The organism is Amycolatopsis sp. NBRC 101858 (genome assembly GCF_030269325.1).
GTDB classification, from domain to species: domain Bacteria; phylum Actinomycetota; class Actinomycetes; order Mycobacteriales; family Pseudonocardiaceae; genus Amycolatopsis; species Amycolatopsis ponsaeliensis.
This window is the reverse complement of sequence record NZ_BSTD01000001.1, coordinates 2,572,495-2,594,184: the sequence shown is the minus strand read 5'-3', so window position 1 is coordinate 2,594,184 and position 21,690 is coordinate 2,572,495. Positions and strand designations below refer to the sequence as shown.

Below are 21,690 nucleotides of genomic sequence, written 5' to 3'. Positions count from 1 at the left end.
CAGCCATCCCCGGTTCCGGCTCGTCCGGCTCCGGCCCGGCGCTAGGATACGGGCGTGCCGTCCCGACTCCGTCCGCAGTCACCCGCCGCCGGGAAACTGCCGCTGACGCCGGAGTCGTGGCTCCCGAAGGAGCACAACCTCTACCGCCCGCGGCACAGCAGCCGGCAGCGCACGGCGCTGACGTGCGCGATCGTCTTCTTCATGGCCCCGGTGCTGCTGTGGGTCTTCGGCGTGCAGCCGACGGCGTTCGAGAACCGCCCGCTGCGGCCGTTCCCCAGCCTCGGCGAGGGCTGGGGGTTCTTCACCGGGCTGACCGGCTGGGCCACCGACCACCTGCCGCTGCGGCAGGCCGGCGTCCAGGCCGCGGACGGCGTCGGCACCGGCGTCTTCGGCGACCCGCCCGGCTCCGGGCAGGGGACCAACCACGACACCGTCGGCATCGACCAGGGCCAGCGGCCCGCCGGCACCGGCGACGTCCCCGGGTACGTCTACCCGCAGGTGATCCCGGGCAAGGACGGCTGGCTGTACCTCGGCGAAGACGTCAACGCGAAGTGCCGGCCGGTGATGGACCTCGACCACGTCGTCTCCGCGCTGCAGCGACTGCGCGCGGCCGTCGAGAACTCCGGACGCAAGTTCGTGCTGGTCTTCGCGCCGGACAAGTACACCGAGGAGCCGTCCCACCTGCCCGACGACTACGTCGGCAAGTCCTGCGCCCAGGCCAGGACCACCGACTTCTGGAACCGGGTGCCGCGCGAAACCGGCGGGCTGGACCTGCGCCCCGCGCTCGCCGACGCCAAGCAGCGGCTCGGCCGGCCGCTCTACGACCCGAACGACACGCACTGGTCCTACGACGGCGGCCTGGTCATGACCTACGCGCTGGGCCAGGCGATCACGCCCGGCAGCACGACGAACTGGCGGGCCGCGCCCGACGGCGTCCGGCCGTGGCCGGCGGACCTGGCCCGGGTGCTCGGCCGCACCGAGCAGCGCCAGCTGCCGACGTACAGCCTCAGCACCGACGGCGGCGCGGACCGCACCCGCTACATCGCCAGCGACTTCCGGTCGCCGCTGCACCTGACGCAGCCGGACGGCGCGCGGCCGGTCGGTTCGATCGCCCCGAAGGTCGGCATCGTGGCCGACTCCTTCACGCAGTTCGCGACGCCCTACCTGGCCGCCACCTGCCAGGACGTCACCATCGTGCACGGCGACACCGTGGCCGAGAGCAACGAAGCCCAGCTGGCCGAGATGTTCGCCGACCGGGACGTCGTCACCTTCGAATTCGTCGAACGCAGCGTCACCGGCGGATCGTCGTCGCTGCTGCGCGACCAGACGATCGGCGAGCTGGCGAACGCACTCGCCCGGCACCCGCGCTGACCTCGCCGGTCGGCTACCGACTCACGTCGGTAACGACGGGGTGGTGGCCGCCACCGGGTGAGAGCACCCGTGCACAATGGCTGCGTGCGGCCAAGAGGGTGTGCGGCCGCGCACCCACGTTCGCATGGTTTCGGGACGACCTACCCGAAGGGGGTACCGGGGTGACCTGGCAGGAAGAGCTGCGCAGGCTGGACGAGGAGCTCGCAGCGGGGAGCCTGACCGCGGACGAGTACCGGACCCGGCGTGATCGCGTGCTGAGCATGGCCGTCACGGCCAACGACAGCCCGTCGCAGCAGCAGCCGTCGACCGCCGCGGAGACCCAGATCATCACGCCGGTGTCACCGCCGGCACAGCAGCAGCAGCACCAGCAGCACCAGCCCGGCGCCGACTCGGCGGGCTCGGCGGACGCCACGCAGGTCGTGTCCAACACCGACGCGGGCGGCGGGGAGCGCACCCAGGTCGTGCAGCCGTGGCAGCAGCAGCACCCGAACTCGCCCTCGGGCGGATTCCCCCAGCCGATGCAGCAGCCGAACTACAACCAGCCCTCGCCCGCCGGCGGGTTCGCCCGGCCGCAGCAGCCGGAACCGTGGGGCGCGGCCCCGCAGGACGTCAGCCCGCCGTGGGGCGGCTCGGACTTCCCGCCGAACGCCGCCAACGCGGGCTGGATCAGCCAGGGCCCCGAGACGTTCCAGACCCAGCCTTCGTCCGGCAAGGGCAAGAAGATCGCGTTCATCGCGATCGGGCTGGTCGTGCTGGCCGGGCTCGGGTTCGGCGTCTGGGCGCTGTTCATCAAGGACAACGGTGGCAGCACCCCGGTGGCCCAGCAGAGCACCAGCCAGCAGCCGCCGCCCGCGCCGACGACCAAGCCGCTGCCGGAGCCGCCCGCCGCCAAGTCCGAGCCGAGCGACAACGCGTCGTCGCTGGTGACGCCGGCCGGCAAGACCCGCGCCGGCGGGGGCACGTTCGACATCGCGAAGCTGCAGTCGGCGAAGTTCCTGCCGCCCACGGTGACCGAACGGCTCAAGCAGGGCGGGATGACCGAAGGCCTGCTCAAGACCACGACCGACGGCGACGTGACGCTCGGCCTGTACGCGCTCGAAATGCCGGACAAGCAGTCCACCGGACCGGTGGCCCAGGAGTACGCCAACGCCCAGCAGGAGGGTGGCCTGACCGCCAGCCGCGACCTGTCACTGCACGGCGTGCCCGTGTTCGCCGCGCCGGACGGCGGTGGCCAGACGGTCTACCGCGCGGTGTACGTCCTGTACAGCCGGGTGATCATCGTCGACGCGTACGGCACGGACAAGGACGCGACGCTCGACTCGTTCAAGACCCTGCTGAACGCGCAGATCCAGAAGGCCCCGCCGACCGAGCGCACGAACAACTGACATGCAGCTCGAGAAGCGGCTCCGCAAGCTGGTCAAGCGCTACGCCGTCGCCCGGAAGTCGTACGACGACCTCGAGGTCCGCGAAAGCCGGCTGACGGCGCGCTTGGACCAGCTGTCCGCGCGCTACGACAGCCTGATGAACCACCACGACGAGCTGCTGGCGCGCCACGCCGAGGTCGTCGAGGAGAAGCAGGCGTTCGAGGAGCAGTACCGCACGTGGGTACCGCCCGGGCACTTCTACTCGCCGTTCGCCTCCAAGGAGGAGATCGGGAACCGGGCCGCGGCGATGTTCGACACCACCGCCCGCCCCCCGGCGGTCGACCTGCGGGAGGCCGAGCAGATCAAGCTGTTCGGCACGCTCGCGGACCTCGCCGCCGACCTCCCGTTCACCGCCGAACGCACGGAAAAGCACCGGTACTTCTACGAGAACACCGCGTACTCGTGGTCGGACGCGATCATCCTGCACACGATGCTCCGGCACCTACGGCCGAAGCGGATGATCGAGGTCGGCTCGGGCTACTCGACGGCGATGACGCTCGACACGGCCGACGGCTGGCTCCCCGACCTGGAGCTGACCTGCGTCGAGCCGTACCCGCAGCTGCTGGAAAGCCTGTTCCGGCCGGGCGACGAAGAGCGCGTCCGGGTGCTCGGCCAGGCGGTGCAGGACGTCCCGCTGGCGACGTTCGAGCAGCTGCAGGCCGGTGACGTGCTGTTCATCGACTCGACCCACGTGGTCAAGGCGGGCTCCGACGTCAACTACCTGTTCTTCGAGGTGCTGCCCCGGCTCAACGACGGCGTGTGGGTGCACGTCCACGACGTCTTCTTCCCGTTCGAGTACCCGATGGACTGGCTGGTCGAAGGGCGCGCGTGGCAGGAGGACTACCTGCTCCGGGCGTTCCTGATGTACAACCGGCGCTTCGAGATCCGCTGGTACCAGCAGTTCATGTGGGCTTGCCACCGCGATCTGCTGGAGGGCCGGGTCCCCGAGCTGGCCGGCAACTCCGGCGGGAACATCTGGCTGCAGAAGGTCTCCGAGTAGCCCGAAGGTGTGACTTCCGCCGTGTCGGTGAACGCCGTCCCACTCCCGAACGCCCTGTAAGCAGAGCATCGGCCGTGGGAAGGAGGCGACATGATCTGGATCTGCCTGGTCGCCGCCCTCGCGGTGGTGTTCCTGTTCCGGGCGTTCCGCGTCGTGCGCCGGGTCAGGCGGAGTGGCGCGGGGTGACCAGCCCCGACTCGTAGGCCAGCACCACCAGCTGCGCCCGGTCGCGGGCGCCGATCTTCGTCATGATGCGGCTGACGTGGGTGCGGGCTGTCGCCGTCGAGATGACCAGGTGGGCCGCGATCTCGTCGTTCGACATGCCGCCCGCCACCAGGCCCAGCACCTCGCGCTCGCGGTCGGTGATCTCGCGGACGGCGCTCGTGTCGATGCGCCGGTTCTCCGGGCGGCCGACGAACTCCTGGATCAGCCGGCGTGTCACCGTCGGCGCCAGCAGGGCCTCGCCGCTCGCCACCACCCGCAGCGCGCGCAGCAGCTCGACCGGCTCGGTGTCCTTCAGCAGGAACCCGCTGGCGCCCGCACGCAGGGCTTCGTAGACGTACTCGTCGACGTCGAAGGTGGTCAGGACCAGCACTTTCGTCGCGGCGAGGTCGGGGTTCGCGGTGATCCGGCGGGTGGCTTCGAGACCGTCGACGCCGGGCATCCGGACGTCCATCACCACGATGTCCGGCCGGTGCTCGATCACCCCGGCCACGGCCTGCTCGCCGTCGCCTGCCTCGCCGCAGACCTCGAAGCCGTCTTCGGTCTCCAGCAGCACGCGGAACCCGGCGCGGACCAGGACCTGGTCGTCGGCCAGCAGGACGCGGATCATGCTTCCCCCTCGATCGGTAGCTCGACGCACACTTCGAAACCGCCGTCGACCGGCCCGGCGGTGCACCGCCCGCCCAGTGCGGCGGCGCGTTCGGACATGCCCCGCAAGCCGTGGCCCGGCGTCGGCGGGCTGGTGCCGCGGCCGTCGTCGCGCACCCGGAGCGTGAACGAGCCCGGGTGCCGCTCGAACCGGACGTCGACGTGTTCCGGCTGGTCGGCGTGCCGGACGACGTTCGTCAGCGACTCCTGCAGGATCCGGTAGGCGGCCGCGTCGACGGGCGCCGGGAGGTCGCCGGCCTCGCCGTGGACGTCGACCGTGAGCCCGGCGTCGCGCGCGTGTTCCAGCAGCTCGGCGGCCTGGGCGAGGCTCGGCGCCGGCGCTTTGTCCTCGCCCGAGCGCAGCACGGCCAGGGTCGCGCGCAGGTCCTTGAGCGCGGACGCGCTGGCCGCCTTGATGTTGAGCAGCGCCTCTTTCGCCTGCTCGGGCCGCCGGTCGGCGACGTGCGCGGCGACGCCCGCCTGGACGTTGATCATGGCGAGGCTGTGCGCGACGACGTCGTGCACCTCGCGGGCGATCCGCAGCCGTTCCTGCTCGGCGAGCCGGTGGCGGTGCTCGTCGGCCTGCTCACGCCGGGCGGCGAGCGCGTCGAGCTGGTAGCGGACGGCGGTCCCGACCCCGATCACGGCGACCAGCCACACCACGACGAACCCGGCGCCGGCCGCCAGCGTGAACGACCCGGTCAGCACGATGTGCGCGAGGTAGGCCGCGGCGAGCGCCGCCGAGCCCGTGCTGCCCGCCGTGAGCGGCCCCCGCTGCCGGGTCAGCACGAACAACGCGATGGTCGGCACGATGATGATCGGCCCGCCGGGCAGCCCCGAGGCGTAGTAGCCGAACGCGGACGCGGCCGTCACCAGGAACAACGTCAGCGGGAAGCGGTGCACGACGAGCAGGGTCAGCGTGGTGGCGACGAGCCACAGCCCGGCGCCCGGCGTCATCTGCGGCGAGCTGGGATCCCAGCGCGACGCCCCGCTGGTCGCCCCGAGCACGAACCCCGTGACCACGATGGTGCGCACCACGCGCCCCACCCACGGGGACCAGCCCGGTTGCCATCTCATGCCGCGAAAACTACCGGTCGCGGCGGGTCCGCGCGTCCGTCACAAAGCGACAGTCCGCGTACGTCGTCAGTCGAACATCAGCGGGAGCTTCGCCGCCGTCTCCTCGTCGGCCGGGGTGTACGTCGACACGGTGATCTCCGAGCGGCGGCCGTAGTAGAGGTACGTGAAGTTGAACTGCAGCAGGCCGACGTCCGGGTGCAGGTAGCGCTTGGTGCGGATCGGCTCGGAGTTGACGTCGTGGTGCGGCCAGAGCTCGGCGAACAGCGGCGACTCCGCCTTGAGCCGCTTGACCAGGTTCTTCCACGCCGGCTCGGCGACGTGCTCGGCCATCGCCGCGCGGAAGGACGCGATCACGCGCGGGATGTTCGTGTCCCAGTCGAGCATCCGCTCACGCCACTGCGGGTTGAGCAGGCACTGGACCAGGGTGTTGCGGTCCTCGAACGGGATCGCGTCGACGTCGCCCATCAGCCAGCTGTAGCCGCGGTTGTAGCCGAGCAGGTCGCAGCGGGCGTTGCGCACCGCGACCGGGTACGGCTCCAGCTTCTTCAGCATCAGCTCCAGCTGCGGCGAGATGACCTGGCAGTCCTTCTCGCTCTCCGGCTCGGGCGCGCCGGCCAGGCGGAAGAGGTGGGTGTGCTCGTGCGGGTCGAGCCGCAGCGTGCGGGCGATCGCCTGCAGCACCTGCTCGGACGCGTTGATGTCGCGCCCCTGCTCGAGCCACGTGTACCAGGTGACCCCGACGCCGGCGAGCTGCGCGACCTCTTCGCGGCGCAGCCCCGGCGTCCGGCGGCGGCCCAGCAGCGGGAGGCCGACCTGCTCGGGCGTGATCCGCTCACGCCGGCTGCGCAGGAACCTCGCCAGCTCCTGGCGGCGGAGTTCGGATTCGACGGCGGTGGTCATGGTGCCAGGATCGCACGCGCCCGAACCTGGTACCAGGTAGTGGCGGTACCTGGATAAACAACAACTGGTACCAGTTTCGACGAGGGTTGATCGTAGTACTCATGACCACGACTCAACTCGCGCCGAGCACCCTCGGCGCTCCTGCCCGGCCGGGACTGACCCCCGCCGGCCTGGTCACCGTGCTGCTGGGGGCAGCACTGCCGATCATCGACTTCTTCATCGTCAACGTCGCGCTGCCGACGATCGATGCCGACCTCCACGCGTCCACGGCGACCCTCGAACTGGTGGTGGCCGCCTACGGCATCGCGTACGCGGTGCTGCTGGTGGTCGGTGGGCGCCTCGGCGACGCGTTCGGCAGGCGGCGGCTGTTCTTCGCCGGCCTGTGGCTGTTCACGCTGACGTCCCTGGCCTGCGGGATCGCCCCGACGGCGACCACGCTGGTGATCGCCCGCGCCGCGCAGGGGGCGGCGTCGGCGTTGCTGCTGCCGCAGGTGCTCTCGATCATCCAGGCGACGACGTCCGGCGAAGAGCGGTCGCGCGCGCTGGGGCTCTTCGGCGCGACGGGCGGTTTGTCGACAGTGGTCGGCCAGCTGCTCGGCGGCGGCCTGGTGGCGGCCGACCTGTTCGGCACCGGCTGGCGGCCGATCTTCCTGCTGAACGTGCCGATCGGGCTGGTGGTGCTGGTGCTGGCCCGCCGGCTGCCGGAGAGCCGCGCGCACAACCCGCTGGGGGTCGACCGCCTCGGCACGCTCCTCCTGGCGGTGACCCTGCTGTCGCTGCTGGTCCCGCTGATGGAGGGCCGGGCCCTGGGCTGGCCGCTGTGGACGATCGTGCTGCTGGCGCTGTCGCCGTTCTCGGCCGCGGCTCTCGTGCACGTCGAACGGCGCTCGGAGCGGCTCGGGGGAACGCCGCTGCTGCCGCCGTCGGTGCTGCGCCTGCCGAGCGTCCGGCGCGGGCTGGTGGTGGCGGTGCCGTTCTTCGCCGCGTTCGGCTCGTTCATGTTCGTGTTCGCGATGACGCTGCAGGAGGGCCTGCACTTCGGGCCGCTCGGCGCGGGCGGCGCGCTGACCCCGCTGGCGGTCGCGTACTTCACGGTGTCGATGCTGAGCAGCCGCCTGGTGGCACGCTACGGCCAGAAGGTCGTGCCGATCGGCGGCGCGATCACGGCGCTCGGCATGGTGGCCCTGCTGTGCACGACGCTGGCGGCGTGGCCGCACGTGACGATCCTCGACCTGGCCCCGGCGATGGTGGCGATCGGCGTGGGCAACGCGCTCGCGATGACGACGTTGTTCCGGATCGTGCTGTCGCACGTGCCCACGGACCTGGCCGGGGTCGGGTCGGGCGTGATGACGACCAACCAGCAGACGGCGCTCGCGCTGGGCGTGGCAACGCTGGGGAGCCTGTACGCGTCGCTGTCGGGTTCGCTGGGGAGCCGGGACGCGTTTGCGCTGGTGATCGGCGTGGTGGCGGTGCTGGCGGCGATCGTCGCGGTCACCGGGCGGCGGCTGCCCGACCCGCGGGTCTGAAAAAGTCCGGGATTCACCCGTCGGAAAAGGTGCGCGCCGGACGACTATGAGGGTGTGACGGAACCGCGGGTACGACCGGACCCGGCCTTCGCGCTGCTCGGGCTCTACGAGACCGCGCTGCCGGAGGTCTACGGGTACCTGCTGTCCCGGTGCGGCGACCGCACGCTCGCCGAGGAGCTGACGTCCGAGACGTTCCTCGGGGCGGTCGCCGCCTGTCGCAAGGAGTACGCACCTCCAGTGAGCACCGGGTGGCTGATCGGCGTCGCCCGGCACAAGCTCGCCGACCACTGGCGGCGCAAAGAACGTGAGGAACGCGGGCTGCGGCTGGTGCACGACAGTGCGCCGGACGTCGACGACCCGTGGGACGAGCGGCTCGACGCCCTGCGCGCGAGACAGGTGCTCGAATCCCTCGGGTCGCACCACCGCGCGGCCCTGACCCTGCGGTACGTCGACGGCCTCGGCGTGCCCGAGGTCGCCGGCCACCTGGGACGCAGCGTGCACGCCACGGAGGCGTTGCTCGTGCGGGCCCGTGCCGCGTTCCGGCGCGCCTACGAGGAGAAGGAGGGTCGCGATGCCTGAGCCTTTCGACGCGCTTCGCCGGCCCTCCGAGCGGGTCGCCCCCGACCCGGACTTCGCCGCCGAACTGCGCGACAACCTGCGTCGCGTCATCTTGAACGGAGCCGATATGACGACCACTTCCGAGGCGCCGGCCACCGCCGCCGAACTGCGCTCGCTGACGCCGTACCTCGCGGTGTCCGACGCGCGCGCCGCGCTCGACTTCTACGTCGACGTCTTCGGGGCGACCCGTCGCGGTGAGCCGATCCTCATGGACGACGGCCGCATCGGGCACGCCGAGCTGGCCATCGGCGACGCGGTGCTGATGCTCGCCGAGGAGTACCCGGAGATCGGGCACGTCGCGGCGTCGGGCGGGGGCGCGTCGGTGCGGGTGGAGGTGCCGGACGTGGACGTCAGCGTGACCCGGGCCCTGGAGCTGGGCGCAACGCTGATCCGCGCGGTGAGCGACTCGCCGTACGGCCGCGGCGGCTCGTTCCGCGACCCGTTCGGCCAGCGCTGGCTGGTCTCCCAGGCAACACCGGCGCCGGCGCCGGTGTCGAAGCCGGGCGAGGCCATGTACTTCACGTTTCAGGTCCCGGAGGCCGAGCCCGCGAAGACGTTCTACGGCGCGGTCCTGGGCTGGGAGTTCACGCCGGGTTCGGTTTCGGACGCGTGGTCGTTCTCGGGCCCGGGCCTCGAAGGCGGCCTGTGGGCCGGGGATCGCCAGGTCGGCTGGAAGCTGATGTACGCGGTGGACGACCTCACGGCGGCTTTGACGCGAGTCCGCGAGCAGGGCGGCCGGGCGGGCGAGATCGAGCACCACCCGTACGGGACGACGGCCGACTGCACGGACAACCAGGGCATCGAGTTCTGGCTCTGGGAGCAGCCCGCGAAGTGAGGAATCCCATCCGCCGGGTCGTGCTTTCGGGCGCACACTCGAAAGCATGGCCGCCGGGTGGCGGTTGTGGCTCGAACTCGGCTCGTCGGCCTGGCCCCGGCCGGACTGGGAGCGCGGAAAGGGCTGCTGCGGCAAATCTGTGGATAGCCGCGGTCGATGTGGATAGCTTGGCCGTGCCGGCAAGACCGCTTTTAACGGTGGCTGGGCCTCGCTGACGCTTTAGCGACCCGCCGCGTAGCCCTGCATTCCGCGGGCGTTGGCCGCCGCGTGCAGGAGGCCGTCCGAGCGGGAGACCGCTGACAACCGGCCCAACGCCCAGTCTCCGGCGTCCACGAGCTGGTGGCCGCGAGAGCGGAGGGCGTCCAAAGTGGACGCGCCCAGGCGGGACTCGACCACCAGCTCGCGGGGGTTCCACGAGCGCGGGTAGAACGAGCTCGGGAACGCCGTCGTGTGCCAGGCCGGGGAGTCGATCGACTCCTGGAGGTTCAGGCCGCCGTACACGTGGGCCAGCCAGAAGCACAGCTGCCATTGGTCCTGCTGGTCGCCGCCCGGAGTGCCGAAGGCCAGCGTCGGCACTCCGTCGCGCAGGGCCAGGGATGGCGACAGCGTGATGCGGGGACGCTTGCGGGGCGCCAACGAGTTGGGCAGGCCCTGTTCCAGCCAGAACATCTGGCCGCGCGAATCGAGGCAGAACCCGAGTGACGGGATCGTCGGGCTCGACTGCAGCCAGCCGCCCGACGGGGTCAGCGAGACCAGGTTGCCCGCCGCGTCGACGACGTCGAGGTGGACCGTGTCGCCGCGGGTTGCGCCCTGGGGGCCGACCGTCGGCTCGCCCGTCGCGCCGCCTTCCGCTTTCACACCCTGCAGCGAGTCCAGGATCGCCGGGAGGCGGGCCGGGCCGCGTGCGTCTCCGGGACGGAGTTCGGCGGAGGCGGTGTCACCGATCAAAGAACGCCGGGAATCCGTATAAGACGCCGAAAGCAGCACGTCCAGCGGGACGTCCGTGTCGCCGTACCAGGCCTCGCGGTCGGCGAAGGCCAGCTTCGCCGCTTCGGTCGCCAGGTGCACCGTGCGTTCCGAGGGCACGCCGTCCACATAGGACAGCTCGTCGCGGAAGCCGTGCATCAGCAACGCCTGCTGCAGCAACGCCGGCCCCTGCGTCCAGCCGCCCATCTTCACCAGGCGCCAGTCGTCGACGTCCACGAACGCCGGGTCCTCGTACGACGCCGACCACGACGCCAGGTCTTCGCCGGTCAGCAGGCCGGCGTGGTCGCGGCCGGAGTCGTCGCGGAACGCCGTCCGGCTGAACGCTTCGATCGCTTCGGCGACGAACCCCTGTGACCAGGCACGACGTCCCGCGTCGATCTGCGCTTCACGGCCCGAGACGGACTCCGCCTCGCTCAGCAGCCGTTCCCAGGTGTCCGCCAGGGCCGGGTTCCGGTGCAGGCCGGACGCGGGCTTGCCGTCCGGCAGCCAGAGTGACGCCGACGTCGGCCAGTGCTCGACGAACAGGCGCTCGACGGCGCGGATCGTGTCGCCGACCCGCGGCACCAGCGGGACGCCGTTGCGCGCGTAGCCGATCGCGTACGACAGCACCGAGCGAAGCGACTTCGTGCCGTAGTCGCGAAGCAGCAGGAGCCAGCCGTCCCAAGCGCCGGGGACGGTCGCCGGGAGCAGGCCGCTGCCCGGGATGAGGTCCAACCCCAGCGAGGCGAAGTGCTCCGGCGTGGCCCCCGCGGGCGACGGGCCTTGACCGGCCAGCGCCCGCGGGGTCGGGTCGTCCGCCGTCACGAAGAGGCCGGGTACCTGGCCCGCCGGGCCGCAGAGGTGCGGCTCGGCGACCTGCAGGACGAACCCGGCGGCGACCGCCGCGTCGAACGCGTTGCCGCCGTCTTCCAGCACCGCCATGCCGGTGGCCGAAGCCAGCCAGTGCGTCGATGCCACCATCCCGAAGGTGCCGGCCAGCTCGGGCCTCGTCGTGAACATGCCCCGATAGTACGCAAAGCTAAGGAACTTACCAGCGAGCCGGGCGACGCCGTTCCGGTTCGTACGGCTGCGTGATGATTTCCATCCCGTTGCCGCCGGGGTCGAGGAAATAGACTCCCCGGCCGCCGTGGTTGTGGTTGATTTCGCCGATTTGCTTCCCCATCGGATCGGCGTGGTAGGTCACGCCCGTTTCGACGAGCCGCGCGAACACGGCGTCGAAGTCGTCCTCCGGGATCAGGAAGCAGTAGTGCTGCAGGCGAAGGTCCTGCTCAGGGATGGTCGCGAAGTCCAGCCGGACGCCGTTGCGCGTCTCGACGGGGATGAAGGGACCCCATTCCTCCCCGACTTCGAGGCCGAGCAGGTTCGCCAGGAATTCGGCGGATTCCCGGTTGTTCCGGGACGGGACGATCAGGTGGTTCAATTCAACGGAAACGGATACCGACACGAGTGAAATGCCTCCGGGGCACTCCCGCCACCTCCATGCCTCACCCAGCCGGTGACCGACACGCGATGCCGTGCCGATCACCCTAGCCAAGCGAAGCGCGTCAGGAAACCTTGATTCGCGCCGCCGCCCGCGGCCGCCCGACGCCCTGCCAGGACAGCCCCGCGTCGACGATCACCCGCGGGTCGAGCAGGTTGCGCGTGTCGACGACGTCGATGCCCTCCATGAGCTCGGCCATCGCCGCCCAGTCGAGGTGCTTGAACTCGGCCCATTCGGTCAGCACGACGACGGCGTCCGCGTCCTTCGCGACCTGGTAGGCGTCGTCGACCACGGTCATCCCGTCGATGCCGCCATCGATGGCCGGGTCGTAGGCGATCAGCTCGGCGCCCAGCGCGCACAGCACCGACGACACGGCCAGCGCGGGCGAGTCGCGCAGGTCGTTCGTGCCCGCCTTGAACGCCAGGCCCAGCACGCCGATGCGTGCGCCGGCCAGCGTGCCGCCGACCGCGCCGGCGATCTTCGCGACGATCCGGTCGCGCTGGGCGATGTTCTCGTCGATCGCCGAGGTCAGCATCCGGAAGTCGTAGTTGACCGACTCGGCCACCTTGACCAGCGCGCTCGTGTCCTTCGGCAGGCACGAGCCGCCCCAGCCCGGGCCGGGTTTGAGGAACGTCCGGCCGATCCGGCGGTCGTGGCCCATGCCTTCGGTGACGAGGTCGATGTCCGCGCCGAGCCGTTCGCAGAGCTCGGCGATCGAGTTCACATAGGACAGCTTCAGCGCGAGGTAGCAGTTCGCGGCGTACTTGACCAACTCGGCGCTGGCGGCGTCGGCGACGACGACCGGCGCGTCCAGCTCGGCGTACAGCTCGCCGACCCAGTGCGCGGCCGCGCGATCGTCCGAGCCGACGACGATCCGGTCCGGCCCGAGGAAGTCCGCGACCGCGGTGCCTTCGCGGAGGAACTCGGGGTTCGACACCACCGGCACGTCGGTCCGGCCGAGCATCTCTTCGATCCGCTTCGACGTGCCGACCGGCACGGTCGACTTGGTGACCAGCGCGCAGCCGGCGGGCAGGACGTCGCCGATCTCGGCGGCCACCGCCTCGACCGCGCGCAGGTCCGCGGAGCCACCCGCGCCCATCGGCGTCGGCACGCAGAGGAACACCGCCTGGGCGTCGCGGACCGCGTCGCGCGCGCCGACGACGAACTGGAGACGGCCGGCCGAGATCCCGCGGGCGACCAGGTCGGTCAACCCGGGTTCGAGGATGTCGACGCGCCCCGCGCTCAGCCGGGACACCTTCGCGCGGTCGACGTCCACGCAGGTGACGTAATGACCCAGACCGGCCAGGCAGGCCCCCGTGGTCAAGCCGACGTAACCGGTACCTACCACCACGATCCGAGCTGGTGTCATGGTGCTGAAGGTGACAGCCGGAGTTGACCACGACGCTAACGGAACCGGTCGTACCCGAAAGCGGTGAGCGAAGACACGAATCGCCCGTGCGAACGAGCGTTAACCTGTGTCCGGAGTCAGAGCAGCGAAGGGAACCGCACAGATGCAGATCACCGACACCGCGGCGCTCGTCACCGGGGGCGCGTCCGGCCTCGGCGGGGCGACGGCGAAGGCCCTCGCGGCCAAGGGCGCGCGGGTGTTCGCGCTCGACCTGGCGCCGTCCATCGAGAAGGCCGAGCAGGTCGACGGCATCACCTACGTCGAGGCCGACGTGACCGACGTCGAGCAGGTCGAGGCGGCCGTCGCGACCGCGGCCGGGTCGGGGGTGCCGCTGCGGACGGTGGTGAACTGCGCCGGCATCGGGCCGTCCGCGCGGATCCTGTCGAAGAAGGGCCGCCACGACCTCGCGCTGTACGCGAAGGTCATCCAGATCAACCTCGTCGGCACGTTCAACGTGCTGACGATCGCCTCCGAAGCGATCGCGAAGACCGAGCCGCTCGAGGACAACGCCCGCGGCGTCGTCATCAACACCGCGTCCATCGCCGCCTTCGACGGCCAGATCGGGCAGGTCGCCTACTCGTCGTCCAAGGGCGGGGTCGTCGGCCTGACGCTGCCGGCCGCCCGCGACCTGGCCTCGCACGGCATCCGCGTGCTGACCATCGCGCCGGGCATCGTCGACACCCCGATGCTCGCGACCGTCAGCGACGAGTTCCGCGCGACGCTCGCCGCCGGCATCCCGTTCCCGAAGCGCCTGGCGCGGCCGGACGAGTACGCGCAGCTCGCGCTGTCGCTCATCGACCACGACTACCTCAACGGCGAGGTCGTCCGCATGGACGGCTCGCTGCGGATGGCCCCGCGCTGACCGTCCCGCCGGGGCACCCCCAGGTGCCCCGGCGGTCGTGGTCAGCGGGTGAGGCGGACCTCCAGGCCGACGCCGTCGGCCGTCACCGAGCAGCCACCGAAAGCGCTCTCCGCGGCCAGCGCCTCGAACTGCTCCCGGGTGAACGCCCGGCGGCGCAGCCAGCCCAGCGTCTGCCGGACGGTGAACCCGGCGACCGCGCCGACGTTCATGCCGGCGACCTCACGGCCGATGTCCGCGCCGGTGGCCTCGTGGTTCAGGTCGTGGATCACCGCGAACCCGCCCGGGCGCAGCACCCGGTGCATTTCGTTCAGCGCGGCCACCGGCTGCCGGAAGTTCTTGAACGCGGCCTGGCAGACGAGGAAGTCGAACGACTCGTCGGCGAACGGCGCGTGCGTGACGTCGCCCTGCCGGAAGTCGACGTCCACCCCGGCCTTGCGCGCCTCTTCCAGCGCAATCTCGACCATCGTGTGGCTGATGTCGAGCCCGGTGACGTGGAAGCCGCGCTTCGCCAGCTCGACGGCGAAGAAGCCCGGCCCGGGGGCCACCTCCAGGACGTCGGCGCCGTCCGGCAGCCCGGACGTGACCTCGACCGCCTGCCGGCGGTACTGCGCGAGCTGCGGCTCGGTGCCGCGGTTCTTGGCGTACCAGCGTGCCTGGAAACCTTCCATCTCGGGCACGCGGTGCTTGCGGGTCGTCTCCATCGGTTCCTACCTCTCCACGAACTCCCCCAGGTCGTCCGGGAATTCGCCGGTTTCGCGAAAGCGCCGCCAGGCCTCGATGCCGGGCAGGGCGCCGGTGGTCAGTTCTTCGAGGAAGCCGCGCACCCAGCGCCCCTCGGCCTCCGTCATCGCGATGTCGTACTCGACCTCCACCAGGAACAGCCGCGGCATCAACGGCCGTAGCTGCTCCAGGGCCGCCCGTTGCGCCTCGACGTGCTCGTCGAGCTGGGCGAGCCGCTCCCGGAGCCGGCTGATCGCCTGGTCCGGGCCGAGGATGCCGATCATCGACAGCCCGGCCCGGAACGGCGGTGGCTCCTTCTCGACCGTGCCGACGAGCTCGCGGACCCAGTCCTCGAACTCCGCCCGCCCGGCCGGGGTGATCCGGTAGACGGTCCGCTCGGGCCGCCCGCCGTCCTTGACGCTCTCGACGGCCTCCAGGAAGCCGTGCTTTTCCAGGTTCGCGACGACCGTGTAGAGCGAGCCCCACTTGATCGGCATGTCGGCGTCCTTGCCGCGTTCCTTCAGCACGGCCGCCATCTCGTACGGGTGCATCGCGCGTTCCAGCGCGACGGACAACACGGCCAGGCCCAGCATGCTGGCGACTTTCCGCTTCTTGATGTCGACTCCTCGTTCACGAGTACTCGCAGACGAGTATACGCAAGACGTGCCAGCAGGCAAGTGTCTTAGTCGACGAACTACTCAGAGATCGAACATGTACGGCACTTCGGCCTGTGCCCGCGCGTCGATCCACTCCCGCAGCGCGTGGGTCGCCAGGACGTCGTCCTCGTTGTAGCGCAGCAGCCGCTCGCGCTGGCCGGCGTCCGGCGTCTCGCCGTCCATGCCGACGGCGTCGCGGTACCAGCGCATCGACGCCTCGCCGCCCGCCTCCGGGTCGCGCCAAGCGAACCCGGCGACCGGGGCGATCACCTTCAGGCCCTTGCCCTGGGAGCACAGGAACTGGTCGGTGACGCTGCGGAAGAGGTCGACCCACTCCTCGGAGTCCACAAAGGACTGGATTTCCTTTTTCGTGGGGACGCCGGGGTAGTCACCGAAGCGCTCGACCGACCCGAAGAGCCAGCGGTTCTCCGCAAGCGCGTTGTAGCAGTACGCGCGGAACGTCAGCCCCGCCGCCTCGGTGCGCTCGCGGACGTCGGTGAGCCAGGCCCAGAACTCGGCGAACGACCGGGCTTCGTCGCCGGTGGGCAGCGGATCCCACGTCGCGAAGGCGCGGTAGCCGGGCGCCAGCCCGATGTCGGCCCCGGTCAGCAGACAGCCCCAGAGGTACGCGCCGGCGTCGCCGAAGCTCTCCATGTCGACGTCGACCTCGACGTCGGCGCGCGGCACCTCGACGCGGTCGACGCGGCGCACCAGCGTCAGGTCGGCGAGCCAGGCGCGGGCGAGCACGACGGCGTCCGGGAACGTCACGCCGGTCCAGTTGATCTCCGGCGCCTCGCCAGCCGGGTCGAGCGCGGCCAGCTTGTCCACAGTGGACACGCCGGCGCGGCGCAGCTCCACCGCGTCCTCGCCGCGGACCACGAGGCTGACGTCGCGGGTCTCGGTGAGCACCACCTCGCACGTCGGCCACCACGGGCAGCGGCGGCACTCCAGCACGCGCGACGGCTCGGCCAGCGGCTCCTCGCCGTTCGCGGCCGCGCTGGCGATCGCGAGGCGGTCGGCGAACCGGACCTGGTACTCGGTGAGCGCGCTGCGCCCGCCCGGCCAGGTGCCCGCGGTGAGGTCGTGCCAGACGACGACGTCGGCGTCGAGGCCGATGACGCCGCCGAGGGTGAGGCTCTCGTCGGCCTGCCCGAGCGTCTGCAGCATGCGGCGGATGTGCACGAGCCGGAGCTGGTCACGCGGCTGCGACCGGACCTTGCGGCTCTCGTCGGCGCCGCGGTGCGCCGGGTCGAGGTCGGTCAGGTCCGTGACGATCGCGCCGGTGCCGCGGTCGGAGATCCGGTGGCGCACGACGAGCACGGGGACGTAACCGCGGCCCGTGCGCACGAGCAGGTCGATGCCGCCGCGCCGGTGCCCGGCCGGGTCGACCGGCAGCAGCGCGCCCCAGATGTAGGGCGCTTCGGCGGCGAAAGCCTGTTCGGTGCGCTCGACTCGTTCGTGGGCCGGGAGGTCGCGGCCGATCTTCACCCAGTGGCCGGGGTTGGCCGCCATCAGCCGCGTGACGATGTCCTCGCGGTGGGCGGCCGCGTCGTCGATCCGCTGCTGCGCGGTGGGGTCCGGCGGGGAAAGCGGTACCTCGCGCATCGCCGGGTCGTGCTCCAGGTGCACGCGACGGCGGCAGCGGCTCACCGCTCCCGCGTCGAGTACCACCTCGCCCTTCATGGAGATCACTCTAGATTCCCACCGCCGAGCCGACATGCCCGCCACCCGGGCGACCAGTAAGTTCGACCTCGACACGTCGCAGGAGGTGCCATGGCGCGCAAGGCCAAGGTCGAGGGTGAAGCCAGGTTCACCCCCAAGAAGGCGAAGAACGCGGTCGCGGTGGCGAAGGTGCTCGGCCCCGTCGTGATCCCGGTGGTCGCGCCGTTCGCGGTGCGCGCGGCGGGCTCCGCCCGGGAGCTGTACGACCGCTACCAGGCACGCAAGCTCGGCGTCGCGGTCGACCAGCTGGGGTCCTACACGGGTCGCGGCGCGGCCCTGCACGCCCGGATCGCCGGGCTGGCCGACGGGTGCCGGGACCTCGAGAAGTCGGAGAAGGCGTCGGCGGCGGACAAGACGTTCGTGAGCGAGTCGCTGAGCACGCTGGAGCAGCTGTCGGCGTCGGTGCGAGCGGCGGAGCGGATGCCGGCGGCGCGGCGCAAGGCCGTGCACCGCGCGGTGGCCGGCGAGCTGGAGCGGCTGGAAGGCAAGCTGCTCAACCGGCTGGGCATCTGACCCGGAAACGAAAACGGCCCCCGGTGCGCGCACCGGGGGCCGTTTCGGTCCGGGCTACTTCACGAAGCCCTTCGAGACCATCCAGTCGTGGGCGACCTTGCCCGCGTCCTGGCCGTCGACGTCCACCTGCTTGCACAGCTGGACCATCTGCTCGTTGTCGATCGCCGCGCTGATCTTCTCCAGCGGGCCGCGGATGTCCGGGTGCGCCTTCAGGAACTCGGTGCGCAGCGTCGCGACCGCGTTGTACTGCGGGAACGCCTTCTTGTCGTCCTCGAGCACCCGCAGGTTGAGCCCGGAGATCCGGCCGTCGGTGGTGAACACCTCGCCGACCGGGCAGGTGCCGCTGGCCACCGCCGAGTAGATCGTGCCGATGCCGAAGTTCTCGATCTTCGAGTTCTGGAAGCCGTACGCCTTCACCGCGGCCGGGAAGCCGTCCTGGCGGCTGGTGAACTCCGTCTCCAGGCAGAACACGTTCTGGTCCGGCTTCTGCTTGAGGAACGCAGCCAGGTCCGACGTCGTCTTCAGGTTGTTCTTCGCGCCGTACTCCTCGGTGACGGCGAACGCGTACTGGTCGTTGAGCGGCGAGTAGTTCAGCCAGCTGACGCCGAACTTCTCTTCGTCCGCCTTGGCCGTCGCGTCGTACTGGGCCTTCTCGCCGCCGGGCACCGGGAGCTCGTTGCCCTGGTAGTTGATCCAGCCCGTGCCGGTGTACTCCCACGTGACGTCCGTCTGGCCGGACAGCAGCGCCTGCCGCGACGAGTTGGAGCCCTTGATGTCGGACAGGTCGACGACGTCCGCGCCGGCCGCCGTCAGGCCCATCTCGGCCATGTACGCCAGGATGATGTTCTCGGTGAAGTCCTTCGACCCCACCGTCACCTTCAGGCCCTGCAGCGACGGGATCGGCTGGATCGTGCCCGGCTGGATGTCGTACGGCAACCCCTGGTTGAGCGTCAGCCCGCACGCCGAGAGGGTCACGCCCAGCACGGCCGCGCCGAGGACTGCCGTAATGCGCCGGAGTTTCATCGCAGCCCCTTCGGTCCGAAGAACTGTTCGGCGACCGCGCCCAGCCAGTCGACCAGCAGCGCCAGCGCGACGGCCAGCACCGAGCCGGTCACCAGCACCGAGGTCAGGTTTAGCTTGTAGCCGGTGTCGATCAGCAGCCCGAACCCACCGGCGTTGACGAACATGCCGAACGTCGCGGTGCCGACGGCCAGGACGAGCGACGTGCGCAGGCCGGCCAGGATCAGCGGGACGGCGAGCGGCAGCTCGACCCGCCACAGCACCGCGGTCGCCGACATCCCGATGCCGCGGCCGGCGTCGATCAGCGACTCGTCGACCTGCTGGATGCCGACCATCGTGTTCCGCAGCACCGGCAGCAGCGAGTAGAAGGCCAGCGGGAGCGCCGCCACCCACAGCCCGCCGACCGCGCCGGTGACGATGAACCACAGCACCAGCACGCCGAGCGCGGGCGCGGCCTGGCCGATGTTCGCGATGGCCAGGAAGATCGGCGCGAGGAAGCGCGCCCACGGCCGCGTGACGATCACGCCGAGCGGCACGGCGACCAGTACGACGATCGCCGTCACCACGAGCGTCATCAGCACGTGGTCCCCCAGCGCCGTGAACAAGGACGACGCGTTGAGCGTCTCCTTCTCGGTCGCGGTCAGCCCGCTGGAGAACACCCAGATCAGCGTGACGGCGACGATCACGAGCACCACGACGGGCTGGGCGAACAGCCGGACGCGTTCCGCGCGCTTGGAGCCGGACTCGGTACTGAAACCGGTATCGACGGCAGCCGTCATGCGGACACCTCTTCGCCGTTGGTGTGCTCCTCGCGCAGCTGCTGGATGGTCGCGATCACGGTGTCGAGCTGGATGGTGCCCGCGTACTCGCCGCGCGCGCCGGTCACCGGCACCGAACCGCCTTCGGCGAGCATCGCCTCGAGCGCGTCCTGCAGCGTCGACTGCAGGCTGACGATGTCCCGCAGCGGCTTGCCCGCGTTGGCCAGCGACGCACCCGGGGTCAGGTCGCGGGCGTGCACCCAGCGGGTCGGCCGGCGGCGAGCGTCCAGCACCAGCGCGAAGTGCTTGCGCTGGTCTTCGAGCTTCTTGCGGAGCTCGGCCGGGTCTTCGTCGACCCCGGCGGTCAGCGCGTCCTGGGCCAGCTCGACGTCCCGGACCCGCAGCAGCGTCAGCTGCTTCAGCGACGCGCCCGCGCCGACGAAGCCGGCGACCGTGTCGTTCGCCGGGTTGGCCAGGATCGCCTCGGGCGTGTCGTACTGCATGATCGACGACTGGTTGCCGAGCACCGCGATCTTGTCGCCGAGCTTCACGGCCTCGTCGAAGTCGTGCGTGACGAACACGATCGTCTTCTTCAGCTCGCTCTGCAGCCGCAGCAGCTCGTCCTGCAGGTTGCCGCGGGTGATCGGGTCGACCGCGCCGAACGGCTCGTCCATCAGCAGCACCGGCGGGTCCGCGGCGAGCGCCCGCGCGACGCCGACGCGCTGCTGCTGCCCGCCGGAGAGCTGGCGCGGGAAGCGGTCGCGGAAGTCGCCCGCGTCCAGCCCGACCAGGTCCATCATCTCCTCGACCCGGTCGTTGACCTTCTTCTTGTCCCAGCCGAGCAGGCCGGGCACCACGCCGATGTTCTGCGCGACGGTGAAGTGCGGGAACAGGCCGGCCTGCTGGATCGCGTAGCCGATCCGGCGGCGCAGGGTGTCGACGTCGAGCTTCAGCGCGTCGTCGCCGCCGATGGTGATCCGGCCGGACGTGGGCTGGACCAGCCGGTTGATCATCCGCATGGTCGTGGTCTTGCCACAGCCGGACGGGCCGACGAAGACCACGATCTTGCCGGCGGGCACGACCATGGAGAAGTCGTCGACCGCCGCTTCGCGGGTGCCGGGGTACCGCTTGGTCACGTGCTCCAGCTCGATCTCGACGCCGGAGACTTCCTCGTTCTCAGCCACGGACACCCCTAGAGATGGTGAAACGCTTGATCAGGACGTAAATGCCGTCGAGCAGCAGGGCGAGGATGACCACCCCGACCGTGCCGGTGACGGCCTGGTTCAGGGAGTTCGTGCTCCCCGCGTTCGTGAGCCCGGAGAAGACCTCGGCGCCGAAGCCCGGACCCTTCGCGTAGGCGGCGATCACCGCGATGCCCATCAGCATCTGCGTCGCCACCCGCATGCCGGTGAGGATCGCCGGCCAGGCCAGCCGCAGCTCGACCCGGGTGAGCACGCCGAAGCGGCTCATCCCGATGCCGCGCGCGGCGTCGGTGATCGCCGGGTCGACGCCGTCGAGCCCGACGATGGTGTTCCGGACGATCGGCAGGAGGCCGTAGAGCACCAGCGCGATCACGGCCGTCGTCGGCCCGAGCCCGGAGATCGGGATCAGCAGGCCCAGGAGGGCGAACGACGGGACCGTCAAGATCGTGCTCGCCAGCGCGGTCGCCACCGCCGAACCGATCGGGCTGCGGTAGACCGCCACCCCGATCAGCACGCCGAGCACCGCCGCGAGGATCGTGCACTGCACCACCATGCTGGTGTGCAGGTAAGCCTCCAGCCAGAGCTTGCTCGCCCGGTCGGAGATGTAGTCGAAGAGGTTCATCCGTGTCCGCTCTCCCGCCTTTGCGCAGGCCTTCACCCGATCGGGCTAGTTCCTGACCGACGGCTCAGTACCCAGCGCGACGCCGGACCAAACCCCCGTTTCGGCCTACCGGTTCCGCC

Annotated in this window: 21 protein-coding genes; 8 read left to right on the top strand and 13 right to left on the bottom strand. The window is 70.9% G+C overall.

Annotated features, from left to right (window positions below; translation table 11 throughout):
- Positions 1-54: 54 nt before the first annotated feature.
- From QSK39_RS12625 to QSK39_RS12615, 3 genes are all read left to right on the top strand, one after another.
- A complete protein-coding gene (locus QSK39_RS12625; protein ID WP_285477777.1) occupies positions 55-1,371 on the top strand; it encodes an alginate O-acetyltransferase AlgX-related protein in 1,317 nt (438 codons plus the stop codon).
- A gap of 161 nt (positions 1,372-1,532) precedes the next feature.
- Positions 1,533-2,756, top strand: a complete 1,224-nt coding sequence (locus tag QSK39_RS12620) for a DUF1707 domain-containing protein (protein WP_285477776.1) — start codon at positions 1,533-1,535, stop codon at positions 2,754-2,756.
- Position 2,757: 1 nt separating this feature from the next.
- Entirely contained in the window at positions 2,758-3,795 is a 1,038-nt protein-coding gene (locus QSK39_RS12615) for a class I SAM-dependent methyltransferase (RefSeq protein ID WP_285477775.1), read from the top strand.
- Between the two features lie 163 nt (positions 3,796-3,958).
- On the opposite strand, the gene QSK39_RS12610 is transcribed toward QSK39_RS12615, so the two are convergent.
- From QSK39_RS12610 to QSK39_RS12600, 3 genes are all read right to left on the bottom strand, one after another.
- Entirely contained in the window at positions 3,959-4,627 is a 669-nt protein-coding gene (locus tag QSK39_RS12610) for a response regulator (RefSeq protein WP_285477774.1), read from the bottom strand.
- Entirely contained in the window at positions 4,624-5,742 is a 1,119-nt protein-coding gene (locus QSK39_RS12605; RefSeq protein ID WP_285477773.1) for a sensor histidine kinase, read from the bottom strand. Before QSK39_RS12605 ends, QSK39_RS12610 begins: the two co-directional genes overlap by 4 nt.
- A gap of 66 nt (positions 5,743-5,808) precedes the next feature.
- A complete protein-coding gene (locus tag QSK39_RS12600) occupies positions 5,809-6,642 on the bottom strand; it encodes a helix-turn-helix transcriptional regulator (RefSeq protein ID WP_285477772.1) in 834 nt (277 codons plus the stop codon).
- Between the two features lie 101 nt (positions 6,643-6,743).
- Between QSK39_RS12600 and QSK39_RS12595 the strand changes: the two genes are divergently transcribed.
- The 3 genes from QSK39_RS12595 to QSK39_RS12585 are packed head-to-tail and all read left to right on the top strand — an operon-like array spanning position 6,744 to position 9,621.
- The gene (locus QSK39_RS12595) at positions 6,744-8,168 is read left to right on the top strand and encodes an MFS transporter (protein WP_285477771.1); all 1,425 of its coding nucleotides are present in this window, start codon (positions 6,744-6,746) and stop codon (positions 8,166-8,168) included.
- Positions 8,169-8,222: 54 nt separating this feature from the next.
- Positions 8,223-8,747, top strand: coding sequence for an RNA polymerase sigma factor (locus tag QSK39_RS12590; RefSeq protein ID WP_285477770.1), 525 nt, complete (start codon positions 8,223-8,225; stop codon positions 8,745-8,747).
- Positions 8,740-9,621, top strand: coding sequence for a VOC family protein (locus QSK39_RS12585; RefSeq protein ID WP_285477769.1), 882 nt, complete (start codon positions 8,740-8,742; stop codon positions 9,619-9,621). Before QSK39_RS12590 ends, QSK39_RS12585 begins: the two co-directional genes overlap by 8 nt.
- Before the next feature lie 219 nt (positions 9,622-9,840).
- Here the strand turns inward: QSK39_RS12585 and QSK39_RS12580 are convergent, their stop codons facing one another.
- From QSK39_RS12580 to QSK39_RS12570, 3 genes are read right to left on the bottom strand one after another with little or no spacing between them, the layout of a single operon-like run.
- A complete protein-coding gene (locus QSK39_RS12580) occupies positions 9,841-11,607 on the bottom strand; it encodes a gamma-glutamyltransferase family protein (RefSeq protein WP_285477768.1) in 1,767 nt (588 codons plus the stop codon).
- 28 nt (positions 11,608-11,635) lie between these two features.
- The gene (locus QSK39_RS12575; protein ID WP_285477767.1) at positions 11,636-12,133 is read right to left on the bottom strand and encodes a VOC family protein; all 498 of its coding nucleotides are present in this window, start codon (positions 12,131-12,133) and stop codon (positions 11,636-11,638) included.
- Positions 12,134-12,152: 19 nt separating this feature from the next.
- Positions 12,153-13,457, bottom strand: coding sequence for a UDP-glucose dehydrogenase family protein (locus QSK39_RS12570; protein WP_285477766.1), 1,305 nt, complete (start codon positions 13,455-13,457; stop codon positions 12,153-12,155).
- A 142-nt stretch (positions 13,458-13,599) separates the two neighbouring features.
- On the opposite strand from QSK39_RS12570, the gene QSK39_RS12565 reads away from it, so the two are divergent.
- Positions 13,600-14,358 (top strand): SDR family NAD(P)-dependent oxidoreductase, encoded by a 759-nt coding sequence (locus QSK39_RS12565; protein WP_285477765.1) that lies wholly within the window; start codon positions 13,600-13,602, stop codon positions 14,356-14,358.
- A 41-nt stretch (positions 14,359-14,399) separates the two neighbouring features.
- Here QSK39_RS12565 and QSK39_RS12560 read toward each other — a convergent pair whose 3' ends face one another.
- The 3 genes from QSK39_RS12560 to QSK39_RS12550 form a co-directional block, all read right to left on the bottom strand.
- A complete protein-coding gene (locus QSK39_RS12560; RefSeq protein ID WP_285477764.1) occupies positions 14,400-15,059 on the bottom strand; it encodes a class I SAM-dependent methyltransferase in 660 nt (219 codons plus the stop codon).
- A gap of 6 nt (positions 15,060-15,065) precedes the next feature.
- On the bottom strand, positions 15,066-15,695 hold the full coding sequence (locus QSK39_RS12555) for a PadR family transcriptional regulator (RefSeq protein ID WP_285478008.1): 630 nt from the start codon (positions 15,693-15,695) through the stop codon (positions 15,066-15,068).
- A gap of 81 nt (positions 15,696-15,776) precedes the next feature.
- The gene (locus QSK39_RS12550) at positions 15,777-17,417 is read right to left on the bottom strand and encodes a TM0106 family RecB-like putative nuclease (protein WP_285477763.1); all 1,641 of its coding nucleotides are present in this window, start codon (positions 17,415-17,417) and stop codon (positions 15,777-15,779) included.
- A gap of 90 nt (positions 17,418-17,507) precedes the next feature.
- Here QSK39_RS12550 and QSK39_RS12545 point away from each other — a divergent pair, with 90 nt between their 5' ends.
- Complete coding sequence (locus tag QSK39_RS12545; protein WP_284743346.1) at positions 17,508-17,969, top strand: DUF6474 family protein; 462 nt, start codon at positions 17,508-17,510, stop codon at positions 17,967-17,969.
- Positions 17,970-18,023: 54 nt separating this feature from the next.
- Here the strand turns inward: QSK39_RS12545 and QSK39_RS12540 are convergent, their stop codons facing one another.
- From QSK39_RS12540 to QSK39_RS12525, 4 genes are read right to left on the bottom strand one after another with little or no spacing between them, the layout of a single operon-like run.
- Complete coding sequence (locus tag QSK39_RS12540; RefSeq protein WP_285477762.1) at positions 18,024-18,992, bottom strand: glycine betaine ABC transporter substrate-binding protein; 969 nt, start codon at positions 18,990-18,992, stop codon at positions 18,024-18,026.
- Positions 18,989-19,768: an ABC transporter permease gene (locus QSK39_RS12535; RefSeq protein ID WP_285477761.1), complete on the bottom strand. Its 780-nt coding sequence runs from the start codon at positions 19,766-19,768 to the stop codon at positions 18,989-18,991. Before QSK39_RS12535 ends, QSK39_RS12540 begins: the two co-directional genes overlap by 4 nt.
- On the bottom strand, positions 19,765-20,931 hold the full coding sequence (locus tag QSK39_RS12530; protein ID WP_284743349.1) for an ABC transporter ATP-binding protein: 1,167 nt from the start codon (positions 20,929-20,931) through the stop codon (positions 19,765-19,767). The genes QSK39_RS12535 and QSK39_RS12530 overlap by 4 nt, the downstream gene beginning before the upstream one ends.
- Positions 20,924-21,571, bottom strand: a complete 648-nt coding sequence (locus QSK39_RS12525; protein ID WP_284743350.1) for an ABC transporter permease — start codon at positions 21,569-21,571, stop codon at positions 20,924-20,926. Before QSK39_RS12525 ends, QSK39_RS12530 begins: the two co-directional genes overlap by 8 nt.
- Positions 21,572-21,690: the final 119 nt, after the last annotated feature.